The 18,119-nt window shown below is 62.2% G+C and carries 11 protein-coding genes and 2 tRNA genes; 11 read left to right on the forward strand and 2 right to left on the reverse strand.

The window, feature by feature from the left end; all coding sequences use genetic code 11:
• Positions 1-24 precede the first annotated feature (24 nt).
• The 4 genes from ACDK93_RS05660 (at position 25) to ACDK93_RS05675 (ending at position 6,511) form a co-directional block, all read left to right on the forward strand.
• Positions 25-1,737 carry a GNAT family N-acyltransferase gene (locus tag ACDK93_RS05660; RefSeq protein ID WP_458071624.1) on the forward strand — a complete coding sequence of 571 codons (1,713 nt, stop codon included), beginning with the start codon at positions 25-27 and terminating at the stop codon, positions 1,735-1,737.
• Between the two features lie 504 nt (positions 1,738-2,241).
• Positions 2,242-4,788, forward strand: coding sequence for a TonB-dependent receptor (locus ACDK93_RS05665; protein ID WP_458071625.1), 2,547 nt, complete (start codon positions 2,242-2,244; stop codon positions 4,786-4,788).
• 177 nt (positions 4,789-4,965) lie between these two features.
• Positions 4,966-6,366, forward strand: coding sequence for a nucleotide 5'-monophosphate nucleosidase PpnN (gene ppnN / locus ACDK93_RS05670; protein ID WP_458071626.1), 1,401 nt, complete (start codon positions 4,966-4,968; stop codon positions 6,364-6,366).
• 68 nt (positions 6,367-6,434) lie between these two features.
• Positions 6,435-6,511: transfer RNA gene (locus tag ACDK93_RS05675), tRNA-Asn, on the forward strand.
• A 324-nt stretch (positions 6,512-6,835) separates the two neighbouring features.
• Here the strand turns inward: ACDK93_RS05675 and ACDK93_RS05680 are convergent.
• Positions 6,836-7,024 carry a hypothetical protein gene (locus ACDK93_RS05680; RefSeq protein WP_458071627.1) on the reverse strand — a complete coding sequence of 63 codons (189 nt, stop codon included), beginning with the start codon at positions 7,022-7,024 and terminating at the stop codon, positions 6,836-6,838.
• A gap of 10 nt (positions 7,025-7,034) precedes the next feature.
• Between ACDK93_RS05680 and ACDK93_RS05685 the strand changes: the two genes are divergently transcribed.
• Genes ACDK93_RS05685 through ACDK93_RS05695 form a run of 3 tightly spaced genes read left to right on the forward strand, consistent with a single transcriptional unit; the run spans position 7,035 to position 11,127 of the window.
• Entirely contained in the window at positions 7,035-7,556 is a 522-nt protein-coding gene (locus tag ACDK93_RS05685; RefSeq protein WP_458071628.1) for a (2Fe-2S)-binding protein, read from the forward strand.
• Positions 7,553-9,826: a molybdopterin cofactor-binding domain-containing protein gene (locus ACDK93_RS05690; RefSeq protein ID WP_458071629.1), complete on the forward strand. Its 2,274-nt coding sequence runs from the start codon at positions 7,553-7,555 to the stop codon at positions 9,824-9,826. The genes ACDK93_RS05685 and ACDK93_RS05690 overlap by 4 nt, the downstream gene beginning before the upstream one ends.
• The gene (locus ACDK93_RS05695) at positions 9,823-11,127 is read left to right on the forward strand and encodes a c-type cytochrome (RefSeq protein ID WP_458071630.1); all 1,305 of its coding nucleotides are present in this window, start codon (positions 9,823-9,825) and stop codon (positions 11,125-11,127) included. Before ACDK93_RS05690 ends, ACDK93_RS05695 begins: the two co-directional genes overlap by 4 nt.
• A 94-nt stretch (positions 11,128-11,221) precedes the next feature.
• Here the strand turns inward: ACDK93_RS05695 and ACDK93_RS05700 are convergent, their stop codons facing one another.
• A complete protein-coding gene (locus ACDK93_RS05700) occupies positions 11,222-11,806 on the reverse strand; it encodes a GspH/FimT family pseudopilin (protein WP_458071631.1) in 585 nt (194 codons plus the stop codon).
• Between the two features lie 152 nt (positions 11,807-11,958).
• Between ACDK93_RS05700 and uvrB the strand changes: the two genes are divergently transcribed.
• The 4 genes from uvrB (at position 11,959) to ACDK93_RS05720 (ending at position 18,101) form a co-directional block, all read left to right on the forward strand.
• On the forward strand, positions 11,959-13,983 hold the full coding sequence (gene uvrB, locus ACDK93_RS05705) for an excinuclease ABC subunit UvrB (RefSeq protein ID WP_458071632.1): 2,025 nt from the start codon (positions 11,959-11,961) through the stop codon (positions 13,981-13,983).
• Between the two features lie 102 nt (positions 13,984-14,085).
• Positions 14,086-14,160 (forward strand) — tRNA-Val (locus ACDK93_RS05710).
• 628 nt (positions 14,161-14,788) lie between these two features.
• Positions 14,789-15,283, forward strand: a complete 495-nt coding sequence (locus ACDK93_RS05715; RefSeq protein ID WP_458071633.1) for a hypothetical protein — start codon at positions 14,789-14,791, stop codon at positions 15,281-15,283.
• 220 nt (positions 15,284-15,503) lie between these two features.
• Positions 15,504-18,101 (forward strand): beta strand repeat-containing protein, encoded by a 2,598-nt coding sequence (locus ACDK93_RS05720; protein WP_458071634.1) that lies wholly within the window; start codon positions 15,504-15,506, stop codon positions 18,099-18,101.
• Positions 18,102-18,119: the final 18 nt, after the last annotated feature.

Genomic DNA, 18,119 nt, shown 5'->3' on the forward strand with positions numbered 1-18,119 from the left:
GAGCCAAAACCTGAGGACACGGTCATGCTCTCCATCGAACAGACCCTCACCGAGCGGTTGCCCTGGCTCGCCCTGCATCCCAGAATCCGCCGCCCCGTCGCCGATATGCTGGGCCGGTTGGCCGACGAAGACGGTTTCAACCGCGTGCTGGACAAGGTGGGTGCGGCCGAAGGTTTCGATTTCGTCGAGCGCGTGCTCGACCTGCTCGGCACGAGTTATTACGTCAACCCGCGCGAGCGCGAAAATATTCCGGTCGATGGTGGCCTGCTGGTGGTGGCCAATCATCCGCTGGGCATGCAGGACGCGCTGGCGATGCTGCAGCTGGTCGGTTCGGTACGCAGCGACGTGCGGATTCTCGGCAACGACTGGCTGGCCGTGGTGCCGCAGCTGAAAAAGCTGCTGCTGCCTGTGAATGTGTTCGGCAAGGGCAGCGCCTCGCGACTGCGCGGCATCTATCGCGCGCTGGAGGAAGGCCAGGCGCTGATCGTGTTTCCCGCTGGGGAGGTATCGCGCGTGCGCGCCAACGGCGTGCGCGACGGTCGCTGGTCGGACGGCTTTGCGCGACTGGCTATGCGCAGGAAAGTGCCGGTGTTGCCCATCCACGTCGCCGCGCGCAATTCGGCGATGTTCTATGGCCTGTCGATGCTGGCCAAACCGCTGAGTACAGCGATGCTGCCGCGCGAGGCGGTGACGGCCGGCAGCCGACGCATCGGCTTCAGCATCGGTGCGCTGGTCGGTGCCGACGAACTGGCGCGCCGCAGCGGCGGTTCGCCCGGGCAGGCAGCGAAGCTGATGCGTCGACACGTCTACCGCGTAGGCCAGCACCGCGGACTGATTTTCGGCGGGCAGGCGCCGCTGGCCCATCCGGAGCCGGTCGATCAGGTGGCGGCCGAGTTGATGCAGTCCGAAAAGCTCGCCTATCTCGGTGACGGCAAGCAGGCGTGGCTGTTCAAGGGCGCGCTCGACAGCCCGGTAATGCGCGAGATCGGCCGCCTGCGTGAACTTACCTTTCGCAAGGTGGGCGAGGGCACCGGCACGCGCCGCGATCTCGATGTCTACGACCCGCATTACGAGCATCTGGTGCTGTGGGATACCAGGGCATTGCGCATCGTCGGCTCCTACCGGCTTGGTCACGGCGGCCGCCTGCTCGCCGAGCGCGGCATGGCCGGGCTTTACACGGCCAGCCTGTTTCATTATTCGCCAGCGTTGGAGTCACGCCTCGCGCAGGGGCTGGAGCTGGGGCGAAGCTTCGTGGCGCCGGCGTACTGGCGCTCGCGCGCGCTCGATCAGCTGTGGCAGGGGATCGGGCTTTATCTGCAGCGGCACCCGGATCTGCGCTACATGTTCGGCCCGGTCAGCATGTCGGTAACCATGCCTCGCGAAGCGCGCGAATGGATCGTCGCCGCGCATCAGTATTATTTCGGCAGACCGGGCCTGGCCGCAGCGCGTCGGCCCTTCGTCATCTCCAGCGATGTCAGCGACGGCGTACGGCAGGCCCTGCAGGGGCTCGACGCGTCGGCCGGTCTGGGCAAGCTCAAGCACCATCTGGACGCGCTGGGCGTGAGCCTGCCCGTGCTATATCGCCAGTACGTGGATCTGGTCGACGCGGACGGTGTGCAGTTTCTCGACTTTGGCGAAGATCCCGATTTTTCCGGCTGCGTCGACGGGCTGGTGATGCTGGATCTGGCCCGGCTCAAGCCGGCCAAGCGCGCGCGCTATCTGGGCAAGGCCGCTTGAGCCGGCGGGTCAAGGCTGCGGCTGCTCTCCGTATTCAGCGCATAGGGGCGATTCGAAGATTGATGGGCGGTACCGGGTCAATTTCCCGCGTCGAATGTTCATGCGATATCGGCCGCCTTCCTCGACGCTCTCCATATCTTGCGAAGCCGGAAAGTTCGTTTGTTGCCCGCGGATGCGGCTTGGAGACTCACGGCATGCGTCAAACGATCCGGAGTCGCAATATATTACGGATACGGATTGAATGAAACTTTTGTAAAGACCCTGTAAAATTCGCGTGGAATCATGCGCTTTCAGCAGCAGAAATTCCGGGAACGTGGTTGCACATCCTAATCGGGTAAACGCTTCACCGCTCGAAGTGCCTGACGATGTCGGCCTTCCAGCCAAGGCAAATCAGCATTCGCGGACTCAGACGCGATCTTTCGCGCACTGGTCAATGCCCGCATCGCGTCACGCGCAGGTGCGGGCCGCAGTAACTCATTCACGACTCAACAGGGAACTATCCAAATGAAGCGAAGCCACCTATCTGCCGCGATCGCGCTTGCCTGCGTCATGGGTTCGGGCATGGTCATGGCGCAGACGGCGACCGATCCGGCTGCCAACACGCAGGCCACGCCGCGCGTCGGCGTCTCCAGTACCTCCAACACCACCACGTCTAATGACACCAAGCGCGTGCAGGAGCTGACGGCGGTGCAGGTGAAGGGGCAGTCGCTTTCGCTCGGTGGTGGCTTGATGTCGGTGCAGACGGCACCTAAAGCTGTTTCCACGATCACCCGCGACGCCATCGTCAAGGCGGCGCCGGGTGCCACGTTCGTGCAGATGATCGACAGCATCCCCGGTGTCAATGCCTCGACCGACGATTACACCGGCCTGGCTAACGGCAACTACAGCATCCGCGGTTTCACCAGCGATGAAATCGGCACCACCGTTAACGGTGTACCGGCAAACGACAGCGGCAACTACAAGGTCTACTCGACCGAATACGGCGACAGCGAAAACTATGGCGACATCACCGTGCTGCAAGGCTATCCCGATGTGGACACGCCGATCAGCGGCGCGGCTGGCGGGTCGATCGCCTGGGCGACGATCGACCCATCGCATAAAGCCGGCGTGGATGTGAGTCAGACTTTCGGCAGCAATAGCTATGAGCGTACTTTCGTTCGCTTCAATACGGGCGACATCGGCTCGGTACGCTCGTGGTTGTCCTACTCCAATAACAAGGCCGATCTGTGGCGCGGGGCGGGTACGCAAAACGTGAACAAGGTGGATGGCAAATCGATCTGGACGATCGACGACAACAACTCGATCGCCGCATCTTTTCAATACAATCGCGAGTCCAACAACACCTATGAAAGCCTGACCAAGGCGCAGATTGCCTCAGGCGGCTACAACCAGGGATACGCCAGCGTCTTCAACGCGGCAAATCTCGGTTCGACCAGTACGACGTACTGTTCCGGTAATTCTCCCCAGAACAACGCAGCTTGCTATTACAAACTGCGTACCAACCCGTTCACCAGCGCCATGGTCAGCCTCGATGGCGAGTTCAAGCTGAGCGATGACCTTCGTCTGTCGGTGGTGCCTTACTTCTGGTACGGCAACGGCGGCGGCGGCGGCGCGGGCATTTTTACTGAATCGACGCAGCCGCTGAACTGGTACCAGTACAGCAATCAGGATCTGAACGGTAATGGCGTTGTCGGCGGCAAGAACGCCAAGGCCTTGGCGTATTCCATCAGCAATACCTACACCATGCGCCCTGGCGTCACGGTGAAGTTCAATCAGGACTTTGGCCAGAACAACAGCCTCGAATACGGCTTTTGGTACGAGCGTCCGCGCCAGGAGCAGAGTCAAGCCTATACGCCGGTGAACCCGGTGACCGGCGTGCCTTCGGACATCCAGGGGCTGTCGGATTTGATTCGTTATCCCGATGGCACCGTGCAAAAGGCTTATAACGAGTACACGGTCACGGAAACGCGCAAAGCGTTCGCCACCGATACTTGGACGCCGAACGATTTCTGGACGTTTACCGCCGGCGCGTCTTTTCTGTCCGAAAAGCGCAGCGGTTTCGATTACCAGTATCCGGGCTCGGTACGCAGCGGTTATGCAGGGTATGGCGTCGATCAAAGCAGCCAAACGTATAACAAATGGAGCCCGACGGCAGGTGCCAAGTTTCAGTTGAATGAGAAGAACCAGTTCTATTTCGGCATCGGCAAAACGTTCCGCGCACCAATCAACGGGGCAGTCCTGCAGAATGGAGCAACTATCGCTTACCTCAACGCTAATTGTCCGAAGTGTGTTCCAGCGGACAACGTCGTCAACAACAAGCCGGAAACTGCGACCACCGTCGACCTGGGTTGGCGCTATTACGACGACAGGTTCTCGGCGAGCGTCGATGCGTATGCGTCCAATCTCAACAACAAGCAGGTCAGCGGCTTCGACGAGAACACGTTCCAGTCGGTTTATATATCGATACCGAAAGTGCACATGCGCGGCCTGAACACGGAAGCCAGCTTCAAGATCACGCCCGAGTGGACTCTTTACGGCTCTTACGCTTACACCAAATCGACTTTGGAAACGGACCTCAATACCGACACCATCAACCCAGGCCCAGGTATTTCGCCAAGCAAGCTTGGCGACGGCATCTACAACACGGACGGCAAGACCTTTCTGAATACGCCAAAGAATACTGGCTATGTGCGCTTGGGCTACGACAATGGACCATTCTGGGCGAGTCTTGACGCCAAATACCGAGGTTCTATCTATGGCGACTGGTCGAACACGGAAAAAGTCGGCGGCTACACCACGCTCAATCTCAGCGCGGGCTGGCGTTTCAGTAATTTTTCCTCGTGGTTCAACAAGCCGTATATCAAGCTGAACCTCTACAACCTGGCGGACCGTCAAGCGCTTACCAACGCCAACAACATCACGGCTTTTCTCGCGTCCAATCCTAACGGCATCAAGGACGTGAACGGTACGACGCTGTATCCCACGGCGCCTTACTACTCGCTGCTGGAAGGTCGTACTGTGATGGTGACCTTTGGCGCATCGTTCTTCTGATCGAAAGCGAAGGCACACTCACGCTTGATCGAGTTGCATGAAGCAAGGCCGGCGTCTTCGGGCGCCGGCCTTTTTTTGTGCGGGCTTGACCTGGTTGCATAAGCGGACGAAGCTCCGCGGTCAATTTACTTTGAAAGTGGCGCAGGTTAGTACGCAGCTGCATGGAGAGTGATTCATATGAACGATGCAAATAGGTTGGCGCAGGGTAAATCCACGACCGTCAGCGCTCGCATTTCGCCCGTGGGCGGCCTGGACATTCTTTCCCGTAACGAAGTGGCGCGCCTGCGCGGCGCCAGCGATTCGGGCCTGCACGCGCTGCTGCGTCGGTGCGCGCTGGCGGTGCTTACGTCCGGCAGCGTCAGCGACGATCCGCGGGCGATTCTGGAGCAGTATCCGGATTTCGATATCCAGGTGCTGCAGCAGGATCGCGGCATCAAGATCGAGCTGACCAACGCGCCGGCACAGTCGTTCGTGGACGGCCAGATCATTCGCGGCATCAACGAGCTGCTGGTCGCCGTGGTGCGCGACATCGTCTACGTGTCGACCCAGCTGGAGCAGACCGGTGTCGATCTGGACTGCGCCGCGGGGCTGACCCAGGGCGTGTTCGAGATCCTGCGTAACGCACGCATTCTCAAGCCGCACATCGATCCGTGCCTGGTGGTGTGCTGGGGCGGTCATTCGATTTCGCGCGAGGAGTACGACTACACCAAGTCGGTGGGTTATCAGCTCGGCCTGCGCAACCTGGATATCTGCACAGGCTGCGGTCCCGGTGCGATGAAGGGGCCGATGAAAGGGGCCACGATCGGGCACGCCAAGCAGCGCCGCCGGCAGAATCGCTATATCGGCATCACCGAGCCGGGCATCATCGCGGCCGAATCGCCGAACCCGATCGTCAATCATCTGGTGATCATGCCGGATATCGAAAAGCGTCTCGAAGCCTTCGTGCGCATGGGCCACGGCATCATCGTGTTTCCCGGTGGCGTGGGCACGGCGGAGGAGATTCTCTACCTGCTCGGCATTCTGCTGCATCCGGACAACGCCGGTGTGCCGTTTCCGCTGATTCTCACCGGGCCGCGGCAGGCCTCGGCGTATTTCGAGCAGATCGACCGCTTCCTGCGCCTGACCCTGGGCGACGAAGTGGCGCAGCACTATCAGATCATCGTCGACGACCCCCCGGCGGTGGCGCGTGCGATGGTCAAGGGCATCGACAAGGTGCGCAAGCATCGGCTGGATACCAAGGACGCGTTCTTCTTCAACTGGGCGCTGCAGATCCAGTTTGAATTCCAGACGCCGTTCCGGCCCACGCATGAGGCCATGCGGGCGCTGCAGATCCATCGCGATCGCCCGCGGCACGAGCTGGCGGCGGATCTGCGCCGCGCGTTCTCCGGCATCGTTGCGGGCAACGTCAAGGAGGAGGGCGTCAAGGCGATCGAGCAATTCGGCCCGTTCGATATCGACGGCGACGCCGACATCATGCGCGCACTGGACAAGCTGCTACAGGCGTTCGTCGAACAGCACCGCATGAAGCTGCCCGGTGGCGCGGCCTACGTGCCTTGCTACAGGGTGCGAACGGCCTGAAAACCTGTGCCGAATCCGTCACCATCGCTTGACAGCCCGCCACACGATCTACAAACTACGCAGCTCACGCCCGAATAGCTCAGCTGGTTAGAGCACTTGACTGTTAATCAGGGGGTCGCTGGTTCGAGTCCAGCTTCGGGCGCCAGAAAAGCCAAGGCTCTGCGGAAATGCAGAGCCTTTTTCTTTGCGCGATGTGAACGTGGATTCCGGCGCAGAAACGGTGTCCTTGCTCGACCGAAACGCCCCGTGGAAATCGAGCCGTTGCAGGTCCTTGAGCTCAGCACCTTTTCATCCTGCTACAGACCACTATTCGGAGCTGCCGTGCGCAAGGGTGATGACGGTGCACTCGTCATCAGCGGCAGTCGGTCATTCCATAAAGCGCGATTTATAAGAAAAAGTAGTCGACAGGCCGCTCAATCGATCTTTTAATCTCCTTGGGCTTTGCTGATCTCGATTTTTCGAGCATTTCTCATGCGCTGTCGTGTGCTGATTGAACATCAAGCATGCTCCAGTCATTGTCGACGACGGCGCGAAGAGTCAAACGTGCCCCGTTTCGTTTCGCCAACGGAATAATTTTGAGCCAGGTCCAATGGCCTGGCTTGTTGACCCTCTCGTCGATCCACAGCGCCGCGCGTTCCGCGCGATCTTTACCCCACACGGAGACATCGATGCTTTCCTTGCAAGTGAATGGTGAATCGCATGCCGTCGATGTTCCGCCCGACATGCCGCTGCTGTGGGTGCTACGCGATGTCATCGGCCTGATGGGCACCAAGTTCGGCTGCGGTATAGCGCAGTGCGGCGCGTGCACCGTGCATCTAGATGGCCAGGCCGTGCGCTCGTGCGTGCTGCCGGTCGGGTCGATCGGCAACAAGGCGGTCACGACGATCGAAACAGTGGGACAGACGCCGAGCGGTCAGAAAATTCAGCAGGCGTGGCTGGATGTGGATGTCGTGCAGTGTGGTTACTGCCAATCCGGTCAGATCATGTCGGCGACGGCGCTGCTGGCCCGCACGCCCAATCCCACCGATGCCGATATCGATGCGGCCATGTCGGGAAACATCTGCCGCTGCGGCACCTATGTGCGCATTCGCGCGGCGATCAAGCAGGCGGCGACGGGCAAGCTGGATATTCTGCAGACGATAGTGACTTCGCCTGCTGCACCGGCGACGCCGGCGGAGGTTACGCCATGAAGCTCAAGAACAGTCCTGCCGAGGCTAGCGAAACGATCGATCTGAGCCGGCGACGCGCGATCCAGTCGGGCGGTCTGGCGGTCGCCTTTTTGTGGCTGGGCAGCACGGGCGTGGCATCCGCCATGGTCAGCGCTCGCCGCCAGCCCGGTGACGCCGCGGCCGCGCTGGCCGACGGCAACCCGCCGTTTGCGCCGAATGCCTTCGTGCGTATCGACACCGACGGCTCGATTCGCCTGGTCATGCCCAGCGTGGAGATGGGCCAGGGCATCTACACCGGTTTCAGCATGCTGCTGGCCGAAGAGCTTGGCGTCGGCATGGACCAGATCAAGGTCGAGCATTCGCCGGCCAGCGAGGAGTTGTACGGCATGCCGGCGCTGGGTGGGCAGATCACCGGCGGCTCCACCAGCACGCGCAGCGGCTGGCAGGTGCTGCGCGAAGCCGGCGCCGTGGCGCGGGTACAGCTGGTGACGGCGGCGGCGGCGCAGTGGAAGGTCGATCCGTCGACGTGCACGGTCGATCGCGCGGTGGTGCATCACGTGCCCAGCGGCCGCAGCCTCGGCTTCGGCGCCCTGGCCACGCCAGCGGGCAAGCTGCCGATGCCGGACAAGGTTCCGCCGCTGAAAGATCCAAAGGATTTTGTCCTGATCGGCAAGCCGCTGCGGCGCGTCGACTCGCCCGACAAGATCACCGGCGCCACGCAGTTCGGCCTGGACGTGAAAGTGCCGGGCATGAAGATCGCCGCGGTGAAGACCAGCCCCACCTTTGCCGGCAAGCTCGTCTCGGTTGACGACAAGGCGGCGCGCGCGATGCCGGGCGTGGTCGACGTCATTCGCATCGGCGACGCGGTGGCGGTGGTCGGCGACCACTATTGGGCCGCCAAGCAGGGGCTGGAGGCGCTGGATATCCAGTGGGATCGCGGCGTCAACGCCAACCTCACCACCCAGCAGCTGCGCGACGCGCTGGCCGACAGTGCGCTCAACGGCAAGTCGATCGTGGCGAAGGACGTCGGCAATCGTCCGGCCACAGGCACCACAATCGACGCGGTGTACCAGCTGCCGATGCTGGCGCACGCCACGATGGAGCCGCTCAACGCGACAGTTTGCGTGACGGGCGACAAGTGCGAGATCTGGACCGGCACGCAGGTGCCGACGCGCTGCGTAACGGCGGCGGCGAAGATCACCGGGCTGTCCGAAGACAAGGTGTTGCTGCACAACCAGTACCTCGGCGGCGGCTTCGGTCGGCGTCTGGAAACCGACCAGGTCGAGCAGGCCGTGGCCTTCGCCAGGCAGGTCGGCTATCCGCTGAAGGTGGTGTGGTCGCGCGAGGAGGATATTCGCCACGATCGCGTGCGGCCGATGTATCACGATCGCTTTTCCGCAGTCGTCAATGCAGACGGTCTGCCGGTCTGGTTCGGCGCGCGCACCAGCGGCGGCACCGTGCTGGGGCGCTGGGCGCCGATGGCGATGGGCAAGAACGGGCTGGACAGCGACGCGGTCGAATCGCTGGCCGAAATGCCTTACGAGATTCCCGGCATGAAGGTCGAGTGGATCCGTCACGACATGCCGCCGGGTCTGATCGTTGGCTGGTGGCGCGGCGTGGGCCCCACGCACAATCTGTTTACCGTCGAAAGCTTCATGGACGAACTGGCCCATCGCGCGGGCAAGGACCCGGTCGCCTTTCGTCGCTCCATGCTGCAGAAGAATCCCCGCACGCTCGCCTTGCTCAACCTGGCGGCGGAAAAAAGCGGCTGGGGCACGCCGCTGCCCGCACGCGTCGGGCGCGGCATTGCGCTGGGCGAGCCGTTCGGCAGCCGGGTCTGCGCCGTGGTCGAAGCCGAAGTCACGCCGCAGGGCGAGGTTCGGCTGCGCCGCGCGGTGGTGGCGCTCGACTGCGGCATCGGCATCAACGCCAGCTCGATCGAGGCGCAGGTGCAGGGTGGCCTGCTGTTCGGTCTCAGCGCCGCGATGTGGAGCAGCATCACGATCAAGAACGGCGCCGTCGAACAGCGCAACTTCAACGACTATCGCAATATGCGTATCAACGAGGCGCCGTCGGTCGAGGTGCACCGCATCGAAAACTTCGAATCGCCCGGCGGCCTGGGCGAGGTCGGAACGGCCATTGCCGCGCCGGCCCTGGCCAACGCGATCTTTGCCGCCACCGGTGTGCGTCTTTACCAGCTGCCAGTGGATCGCTCGCTGCTGGTGCAGAACGCCGATGCGCTGAAGACGGTGGTTTCTGCCGACAACGCCAACGCGGAGGGCGTCGCATGAAGCGCTTTCTCTCCATCATCGTGTTGCTGCTGGTCATCGGCGCCGTTGCCTATGTGGCGCTCAATCGCACCGATACGTCGGACGGGCAGGCGCCCGCCATCGTCGGCGCGCCGGCCAGCGCTGCAGTGCTAGCCCGCGGGGAGTACCTGACCAAGGCGGCCGACTGCATTGCCTGCCATACCGTGCCTGAAACCGGCCGACCGTTTGCCGGCGGCGTGGCATTCAAGCTGCCGTTCGGTACGATTTACTCGACCAATATCACCGCCGACGAGGCGACCGGTATCGGCAGCTGGAGCGATGACGATTTCGTCCGCGCGGTGCGCGAAGGCGTACGCAAGGGTGGCGAAAAGCTGTACCCGGCTTTTCCGTACACCTCGTATACGCAGCTGAGCCGCAGCGACGTGTTGGCGATCAAGGCCTACCTCTTCAGCCTGCCAAAAGTGGCGCAGGCGGCAACGCCGAACGATCTGGGCTTTCCGTTCAACCAGCGCTGGGCGATGGGTTTCTGGAACGCGGCGTTCTTCAAGAGTCATCGCTTCGTTGCCGACGCATCGAAGTCGCCGCAGTGGAACAGCGGCGCGTATCTGGCCACGGCGCTCGGCCACTGCGCGGAATGCCACACGCCGCGCAACCTCGGCTTTGGTCTGGAACACGGCAATGAATTGGCTGGCTATTCGCTACAGGGCTGGCGTGCCTACAACATCACCTCGGACACAGCGAATGGCATCGGCGCGTGGAGCGACACCGATATCGCCAGCTATCTGTCGACCGGGCATGCCGACGGCCGCGGTTCCGCCGCCGGCCCGATGGGCGAAGCGGTGGCGCACAGCCTGCAGTATCTGAAGCCGGAAGATACGGCCGCGCTGGTCACCTATCTGCGCAGCGTGCCGGCCCGTGAAGGTACGGATCCGATCGATATCGATCACAACGCGGCCCCCGCAGTGAAGTCGTCCGACGCAGCGCCTTTCGCTGATGCCGGCACCGCCAACCAGCAAGGCCTCAACCTGTTCGAAAGCGCCTGCGCCAGCTGCCATCAGTGGAACGGCAAGGGTCAACAGACGTCGTACGCATCGCTGCTCGGTACGCGCGGCGTGAATGACGTCAGCGGCGCCAACGTGACCCAGGTGATACTGCAGGGCGTTAAGATGCGCATCGGACAGAACGATGTCTATATGCCCGCCTTCGGCGGCGCCTATTCGGATACCGAAGTGGCGGCGCTTGCCAATTACGTGGTGGCGCATTTCGGCGACAAGAAGGGAACGGTGACGCCGAAGGATGTTGCCGATCGACGCAAGCTTTGACGCGCTGACTGCGCGAAAAGCGCAGGCAAACACCACGATTCAACAAAAGCCGGCAAGCGTGCCGGCTTTTGTTTTGCACTGTGGCGACAGTGGATCAACGTGCTTGCGCACAGCCTGCGGCCTGGTCGGCGGTCGCCGGCGCGCCCCGCACGCGACCGGAATTGGCGATTACCACGGCCAGGACACTTTCGGTACTCGACCGGCGGCAGAACAGCAGGGTGAGATTGCTGCCGCTGGCGCTGCCGTCGGGATGAAACCGCACGAAGCGCCTGCCATTGCTGCTCACTATTACCAGTTTGCCGGCGTAGCCGGAGCCCGTGTACATCGGCGCACTGTCGGGCTGATTGTCCAGATCGGCGTCACTTGCCAGCAGCCAACCGGTATCCCAGTGAACCGCTTCGCTGCAGTGCTTACCGTCGGTGGTGGGGCAAAATAACGTTTGCTTGCCGCTGGTCACCGCGGTTTCGCGCGCATGCCGCAGCGCCGACATGAAGTCGGACTGGGCGCTCTGAATCCGGCTATGGCTCAGCATCTTGCGCAGCGGTGGCGCGGCCATGCCGGCCAGTGACGCAATAATGACGAGCACCATGATCTGCTCGATCAGGCTGGCGCCGTTTTGCCGGCGTTGCGGGGGGCCAATCGGTTGCTTTCGGGCGTCGAAATGATGGTGGCCTGCCATGGCACGGCTCCTGCGTTGCCGGAGTCAGCCATGCTATCGGCGAGCCAAATGCCGCCAAGCAGCCTCTGGGTGCCAAGGCCGTGAGTGTCTGCTGACAGAGGGTGTCAGCACAGCCGATTTAAAATGCAGCCTCGAACCCCTATGTGTAGTCCATGACTGACCGATTCCAGCTCGTATCCCCGTATCAGCCTGCCGGCGACCAGCCGCAGGCCATCAAGTTGCTCAGTGAAGGCTTCGAGGCCGGCCTCGCGGCGCAGACGCTGCTGGGCGTCACGGGTTCGGGCAAGACCTACACGATCGCCAACGTCATCGAGCGCGTGCAGAAGCCGACCATCGTGATGGCGCCAAACAAGACGCTGGCGGCACAGCTCTACGGCGAGTTCAAGGAGTTTTTCCCCAATAATGCCGTGGAATACTTCGTCAGCTATTACGACTACTACCAGCCGGAAGCCTACGTGGTGGCGTCGGACACTTTCATCGAGAAGGACGCGTCGATCAACGAACATATCGAGCAGATGCGGCTGTCGGCGACCAAGGCATTGCTGTCGCGCCGGGACTCGATCATCGTAGCTACCGTGTCGGCCATCTACGGTCTCGGCAATCCGGCCGACTATCTGTCGCTGCGATTGATTCTGGCCAAGGGCGAGCGCATCGATCAGCGCAAGCTGATCCATCAGCTGACCGAGCTGCAGTACACGCGCAACGAAATGGAGCTGCGTCGAGGCACGTATCGCGTGCGCGGCGAAAGCATCGACGTGTTTCCGGCCGAATCGGAAACCGAGGCGCTGCGCATCGAGCTGTTCGACGGCGAAGTGGAAAACATGGCGCTGTTCGATCCGCTGACCGGCGAAGTCATTCGCAAGGTGCAGCGTTATACGGTGTATCCGCGTACGCACTACGCCAGCACGCGCGAGAGCGTGCTCAATGCCATCGAGACGATCAAGCTCGAGTTGAAGGATCGACTGGAGCAGCTCTACAAGGACAACAAGCTGGTCGAAGCGCAGCGGCTGGATCAGCGCACGCGTTTCGATATCGAGATGATGACCGAAGTGGGCTACTGCCAGGGCATCGAAAACTACTCGCGCCACCTGACCCGCCGCGCGCCCGGCGAGCCGCCGCCGACGCTGTTCGATTACCTGCCGGCCGATGGTCTGCTGGTGGTCGACGAGTCGCACGTAGCGGTGCCGCAGATCGGCGCCATGTTCAAGGGCGACCGCTCGCGCAAGGAAACACTGGTCGAGTTCGGCTTCCGCATGCCGTCGGCGATGGACAACCGGCCGTTGCGCTTCGAGGAGTGGGAGCAGCGCGTGCCGCGCGCGATCTACGTCTCCGCCACGCCGCGTTCGTACGAACTCGAAAAGTCGGGCGATGCGGTGGTGGAGCTGCTGGTGCGTCCGACCGGTCTGGTCGACCCCGAAGTGGAGGTGCGCCCGGTGCGGACCCAGGTGGACGATCTGCTCGGCGAGGTGCACAAGCGCGTCGCGCTGGGCGATCGCGTGCTGGTCACCACGCTGACCAAGCGCATGGCGGAAAATCTGACCGAGTACCTCAGCGAGCACGATGTAAAGGTGCGCTATCTGCATTCGGATATCGAGACGGTCGAGCGCAGCGAGATCATTCGCGATCTGCGGCTGGGCGAGTTCGACGTGCTGGTCGGCATCAACCTGCTGCGCGAGGGTCTGGACATGCCGGAGGTGTCGCTGGTAGCGATCCTCGATGCGGACAAGGAAGGCTTCCTGCGTTCGACCGGCTCGCTGATCCAGACCATCGGCCGCGCGGCACGCAACGTGCGCGGCAAGGCAATTCTCTACGGTGACACGATCACCCGTTCGATGCAGGCAGCCATCGACGAGACGGCGCGCCGCCGCGAAAAGCAGATGGCCTGGAACGAGGAGCAGGGCATCACGCCCACCACGATCGTGCGGCGTATCGCCGACATCATGGAAGGCGCGCGCAGCGAGGCCGGTAACCGACGCGGCAGTAAATCGGCCACCCGTGGCGCAAAGGCGGTAGCCGAGCCGGCGGCCGACTATTCGGCGCTGGACGCGCAGCAGGTGTCGGCCCTGCTGAAAAAGCTGGAAAGTCAGATGTACAAGCACGCGCAGAACCTGGAGTTTGAAAGCGCCGCCCAGCTGCGCGATCAGATCCACCAGCTGCGTGAAAAATCGCTGCGCTAGTGGCGGTGTGCCAGCGGCCGGGCACGTTGGTGGACCAGATGTTGTCGGGTGGCCCGCAGTCCCGTACAATTCGCGGTTCGCACGGCCTGTTCGCGGCGAAATGGGCGGTTAGCTCAGCGGTAGAGCACTTCCTTGACATGGAAGGGGTCACAAGTTCGATCCTTGTACCGCCCACCAATTCGAAACACAAAACGGCGCGACCCTCACGGTCGCGCCGTTTTCGTTTGGCAGATGCCGTTGCGATGTCTGCCGTGTTCCCGCCCGCAATCGTCTGAGCTCACATTGGCCCGGGCGCCTTTGCGCCATGCGGAGACGGCTTCATTGGGGCATGCCGGCTTTGCGTCTGCGCAGCACGGCTGGAGTGGATCGAGCATTCACCCCGCAAATGCCGCGCACACCCGGCGCGTTGCCCTGCGTGCGTCAAAAAACTCCGACTGGATGCATCCAGATGCGCGTCCGTTACGTAGCTTGTGCGCGGCTAAAAACAATGCGAGCCGGCATCGTCGATAGCCTTACTAGCGTTGGCATTAGTTTTTTGTGAAAATTGGCCGCTGATTGAGATGTATGTCACAGTTTCGGGGTGGCTCGCGACGTCAATATGTGACGCAGATCATGTTTTTCGCTGTCGAAAGTGCCGATTTTGATCAAGGGGTTGAATTAAGATTCTTATAAATATCAATATCTTATTGATAATTGGTATTGGCACAAACCGTGCTGAAAGTCCAAAAGCTGCATCCGTTTCAATCAAAGCAAAGGCCATCAATGGCCTGTCGTCCATTCGAGTCGTGGTTCAGGGGGTAATGCAATGTTGTCCAAACTTTCCGGCGCAGGCCTGGTTCTGCTTGCGGTATGCATCGCATCGCCCGCGTTCGCACAAGGCGGTCAGGTGCAGAGCAAGCTGACGGCCACTCAGGTGGTCGACGTCGACGGCAGAACGGTGGCGTGGTCGGCTGCGCAGGCGCATCCGGGTGATGTTGTGGAATATCAGGCGACCTACACCAATAGCGGCGCAACCGGTGTCGGGCATCTTTTGGCCACGATCCCCGTGCCTGCCGGCACAACCTACGTTGCCAGCAGTGCGAAGCCTGCAACCGGCGTACAGGCCTCTGTCGACGGCGTGCATTTTGCGCCGATGCCGTTGATGCACGTGGTCAAGGATGCCGATGGCAAGCCAGTGCAGAAACCGGTGCCGTTGTCCGACTACCGCGCATTGCAGTGGCAGGTCGCCACGCTGGCGGCGCATGCCGATGTGACGACGAGCTTGCAGGTTCGGATCAACGCGCCAGCGACACCGAAATAATTCAGCGCACCAGCGTCAGCGCGACATCGATCGCGGATGACGCCGGAGCGAAGGGGATTGCAGTTTCCGTTTCAACCCGGCCGTTAGTTGACCGGGGGTCAAAGCCTTGCCGCGGACGTGGCGAGTCACATTGGTTTTCTAACTTCATTAACAGGGGAAAAGCGTCATGATTGCCGCGTCCAGTTCATCCAACTCATTACGACGTCGAGGCGCGGGCAGCTTGCTGTTCGCTCTTTTGGCGTTGTGCCTGCTGATCGTAGGTAGCGGCGCCGCTTACGCGGCACCGCCTGCGGCCGGTACTTCGATCGGTAACCAGGCGTCGGCCACATATACCGACGGCTCGGGTACGTCGCGCACGGTGACCTCCAACACGGTGCAGACCGTGGTCCAGCAGGTCGCTAGCCTTACGCTGACCAGCAACGGCAACAAGTCTGCCGCGGTTGGCAGCACGGTGTATTACCCGCATACGTTGATCAACACGGGTAATGGCACGGACACCTACGCGCTGACGTCGGTTTCCGCGAGCGGCGGCACGTTTACGCCGTCCACCATCACCATCTATCCGGATGCCAATGGCACCGGCATCCCGAGCGGTCCGGCCATCACGTCGAGCGGCGCGCTTGCCGCCGGCGCGACGTTCCAGTTCATCGTTGCCGTGACCGTACCGGGTACGGCAACGTCCGGTCAGACCAACGCGCAGACCGTCACCGCGACCAGCGGTTTCAACACGACGAAGGCCGCGACCAACACCGACACAACCACGGTGACGGCCAACGCCGTGATCAGCCTGACCAAGTCGGTCAGCGCCAGCAGCGGTGCGCCGGGCAGCGGTCCGTACACCTACACGCTGACCTACACCAATACCGGCAACAGCACGGCTACCAACGTTGTGGTGACCGATACGATTCCGGCCGGTCTGACCTACCAGGCCAACTCCGGCCTGTGGAGTGTGACCGGCAGCACGCAGCTTACCAACGCCAAAGCGACTTACGGCACGGCGCCGAATACGCTGACCTACGACTACGCAGTTACCACGGCAAACACCGTGACGGCGACGTTGGCTCAGGTGCAGCCAGGCCAGTCCGGCACGATCAGTTTCACCGTCAAGGTGAACACCGGGCAGGCGCCGGGCGTTATCAACAACACGGCCAGTCTGTCGTACAGCGACGGTTCGGGCTCCACAGTCACCGGTACCTCGAACACCACGCCGTTTACCGTTACGCAGAACGCCGCCGTGACGATCACCAGCACGCCGGTGGCAACTGCCAACCCGGGTAGCACGGTGACCTTCACCAACGTGGTCACCAACACCGGCACCGGTGTGGACACCTTCAACATCACCTTGGCCAGCAGCAATTCGTTCCCGGCCGGCACGAGCTTCGTGCTGTACAAGAGCGACGGTGTGACCCCGCTGGTCGATACCAATAACGACGGCATTCCCGATACCGGTCCGCTGGCCGTCAACGCCACCTACAACGTGGTAGTGAAGGCAATCCTGCCGTCCAGCATTGCCGGCACGGGTCCGTTTGCGATCAACAAGACGGCGACCTCGACGGTCAATCCGTCCGTATCGGCCACTGTTGCCGACACGCTGACCACGGTGACTTCGGCTACCGTCGATCTCACCAACAACGCCGCGTTGGGCAAGCCTGGTGTGCTGGGCTCCGGCCCTGGTCCGGAAACCAATGCGGTTGTCAGCAACTCGCTGAACCCAGGTACGTCAACCACGTTCGTCCTGGTCACGAATAACACCAGCAGCATCGCCGACAGTTACAACCTGGCAGCGGGCAGCACGACCGGGTTCACCGGTCTGCCGGCAGGCTGGAGCGTGACATTCAAGGCCGACGGCGGTGCCGGTACCTGTGCGACCACGGGTGCAACGATCACCAACACCGGCACGGTGGCTGCGGGCGGTTCCGCGACAGTGTGCGCCATCCTGTCGATCCCGGCGTCGGGTACCAGCGTGATTGCGGGTACCACGGCGATGTACTTCCGCGCCCAGTCGCCGGCCACCGGTGCCACGGACGTGATCCACGATGCGGCCACCGTGAATGGAGTGCGTTCACTGACGTTCACGCCGAACGATACCGGCCAGGTCTATCCGGGCGGTTCGGTGGTCTACTCGCACACGCTGACCAATACCGGCAACGTGACGGAAGGCAACGGCACGGTTTCGACCGTCGCCTTCGGCACCGCCAACACGCAGTCCGGCTGGACGACTGTCGAGTACTACGACGCCAACAACAACGGCGTGCTCGACGCCACCGATCCGGTGATCAGCGGCAACCTCAACGCGGTGCTGGCATCTGGTCTCGCACCGGGTCAGTCGATCACCATCTTCGACAAGGTGCTGGCACCGTCGAACGCGACGCTGGGCCAGGTCAACACGACCTCGGTCACGCTGACCACGACCAACGGCACCAACCCCGGTACCGCGCCGGCAACCGTTGTCGCCACCGACGGCACCACGGTGATTTCCGGCAACGTGACCCTGGTCAAGCAGCAGGCGCTCGATCCGGCATGCACAGGGACCGCGAGCGGCCCCTTCAGCACAGCCACGATCACTACGGGTGCTGTGCCTGGCGCCTGCATCCTGTACCAGATCACCGTGCAGAATGCCGGCTCGGCCAATGCCACGGGCGTGACGGTGTCCGACTCGACGCCGGCTTTCACGACCGTCAGTACCGCCGCGGCGACCACCGTCGGCACCATTACCGGCCCGGTCGTGGGATCAGCGGGCAGCATCACCGCGACGATCGGCACGCTGACGCCAGGTCAGAGTGCGGTGGTTACTTTCGGCGCAAAGATTTCCCAGTAAGTAAACCCAGGAAAGAGG

The organism is Rhodanobacter sp. BL-MT-08 (assembly GCF_054161255.1).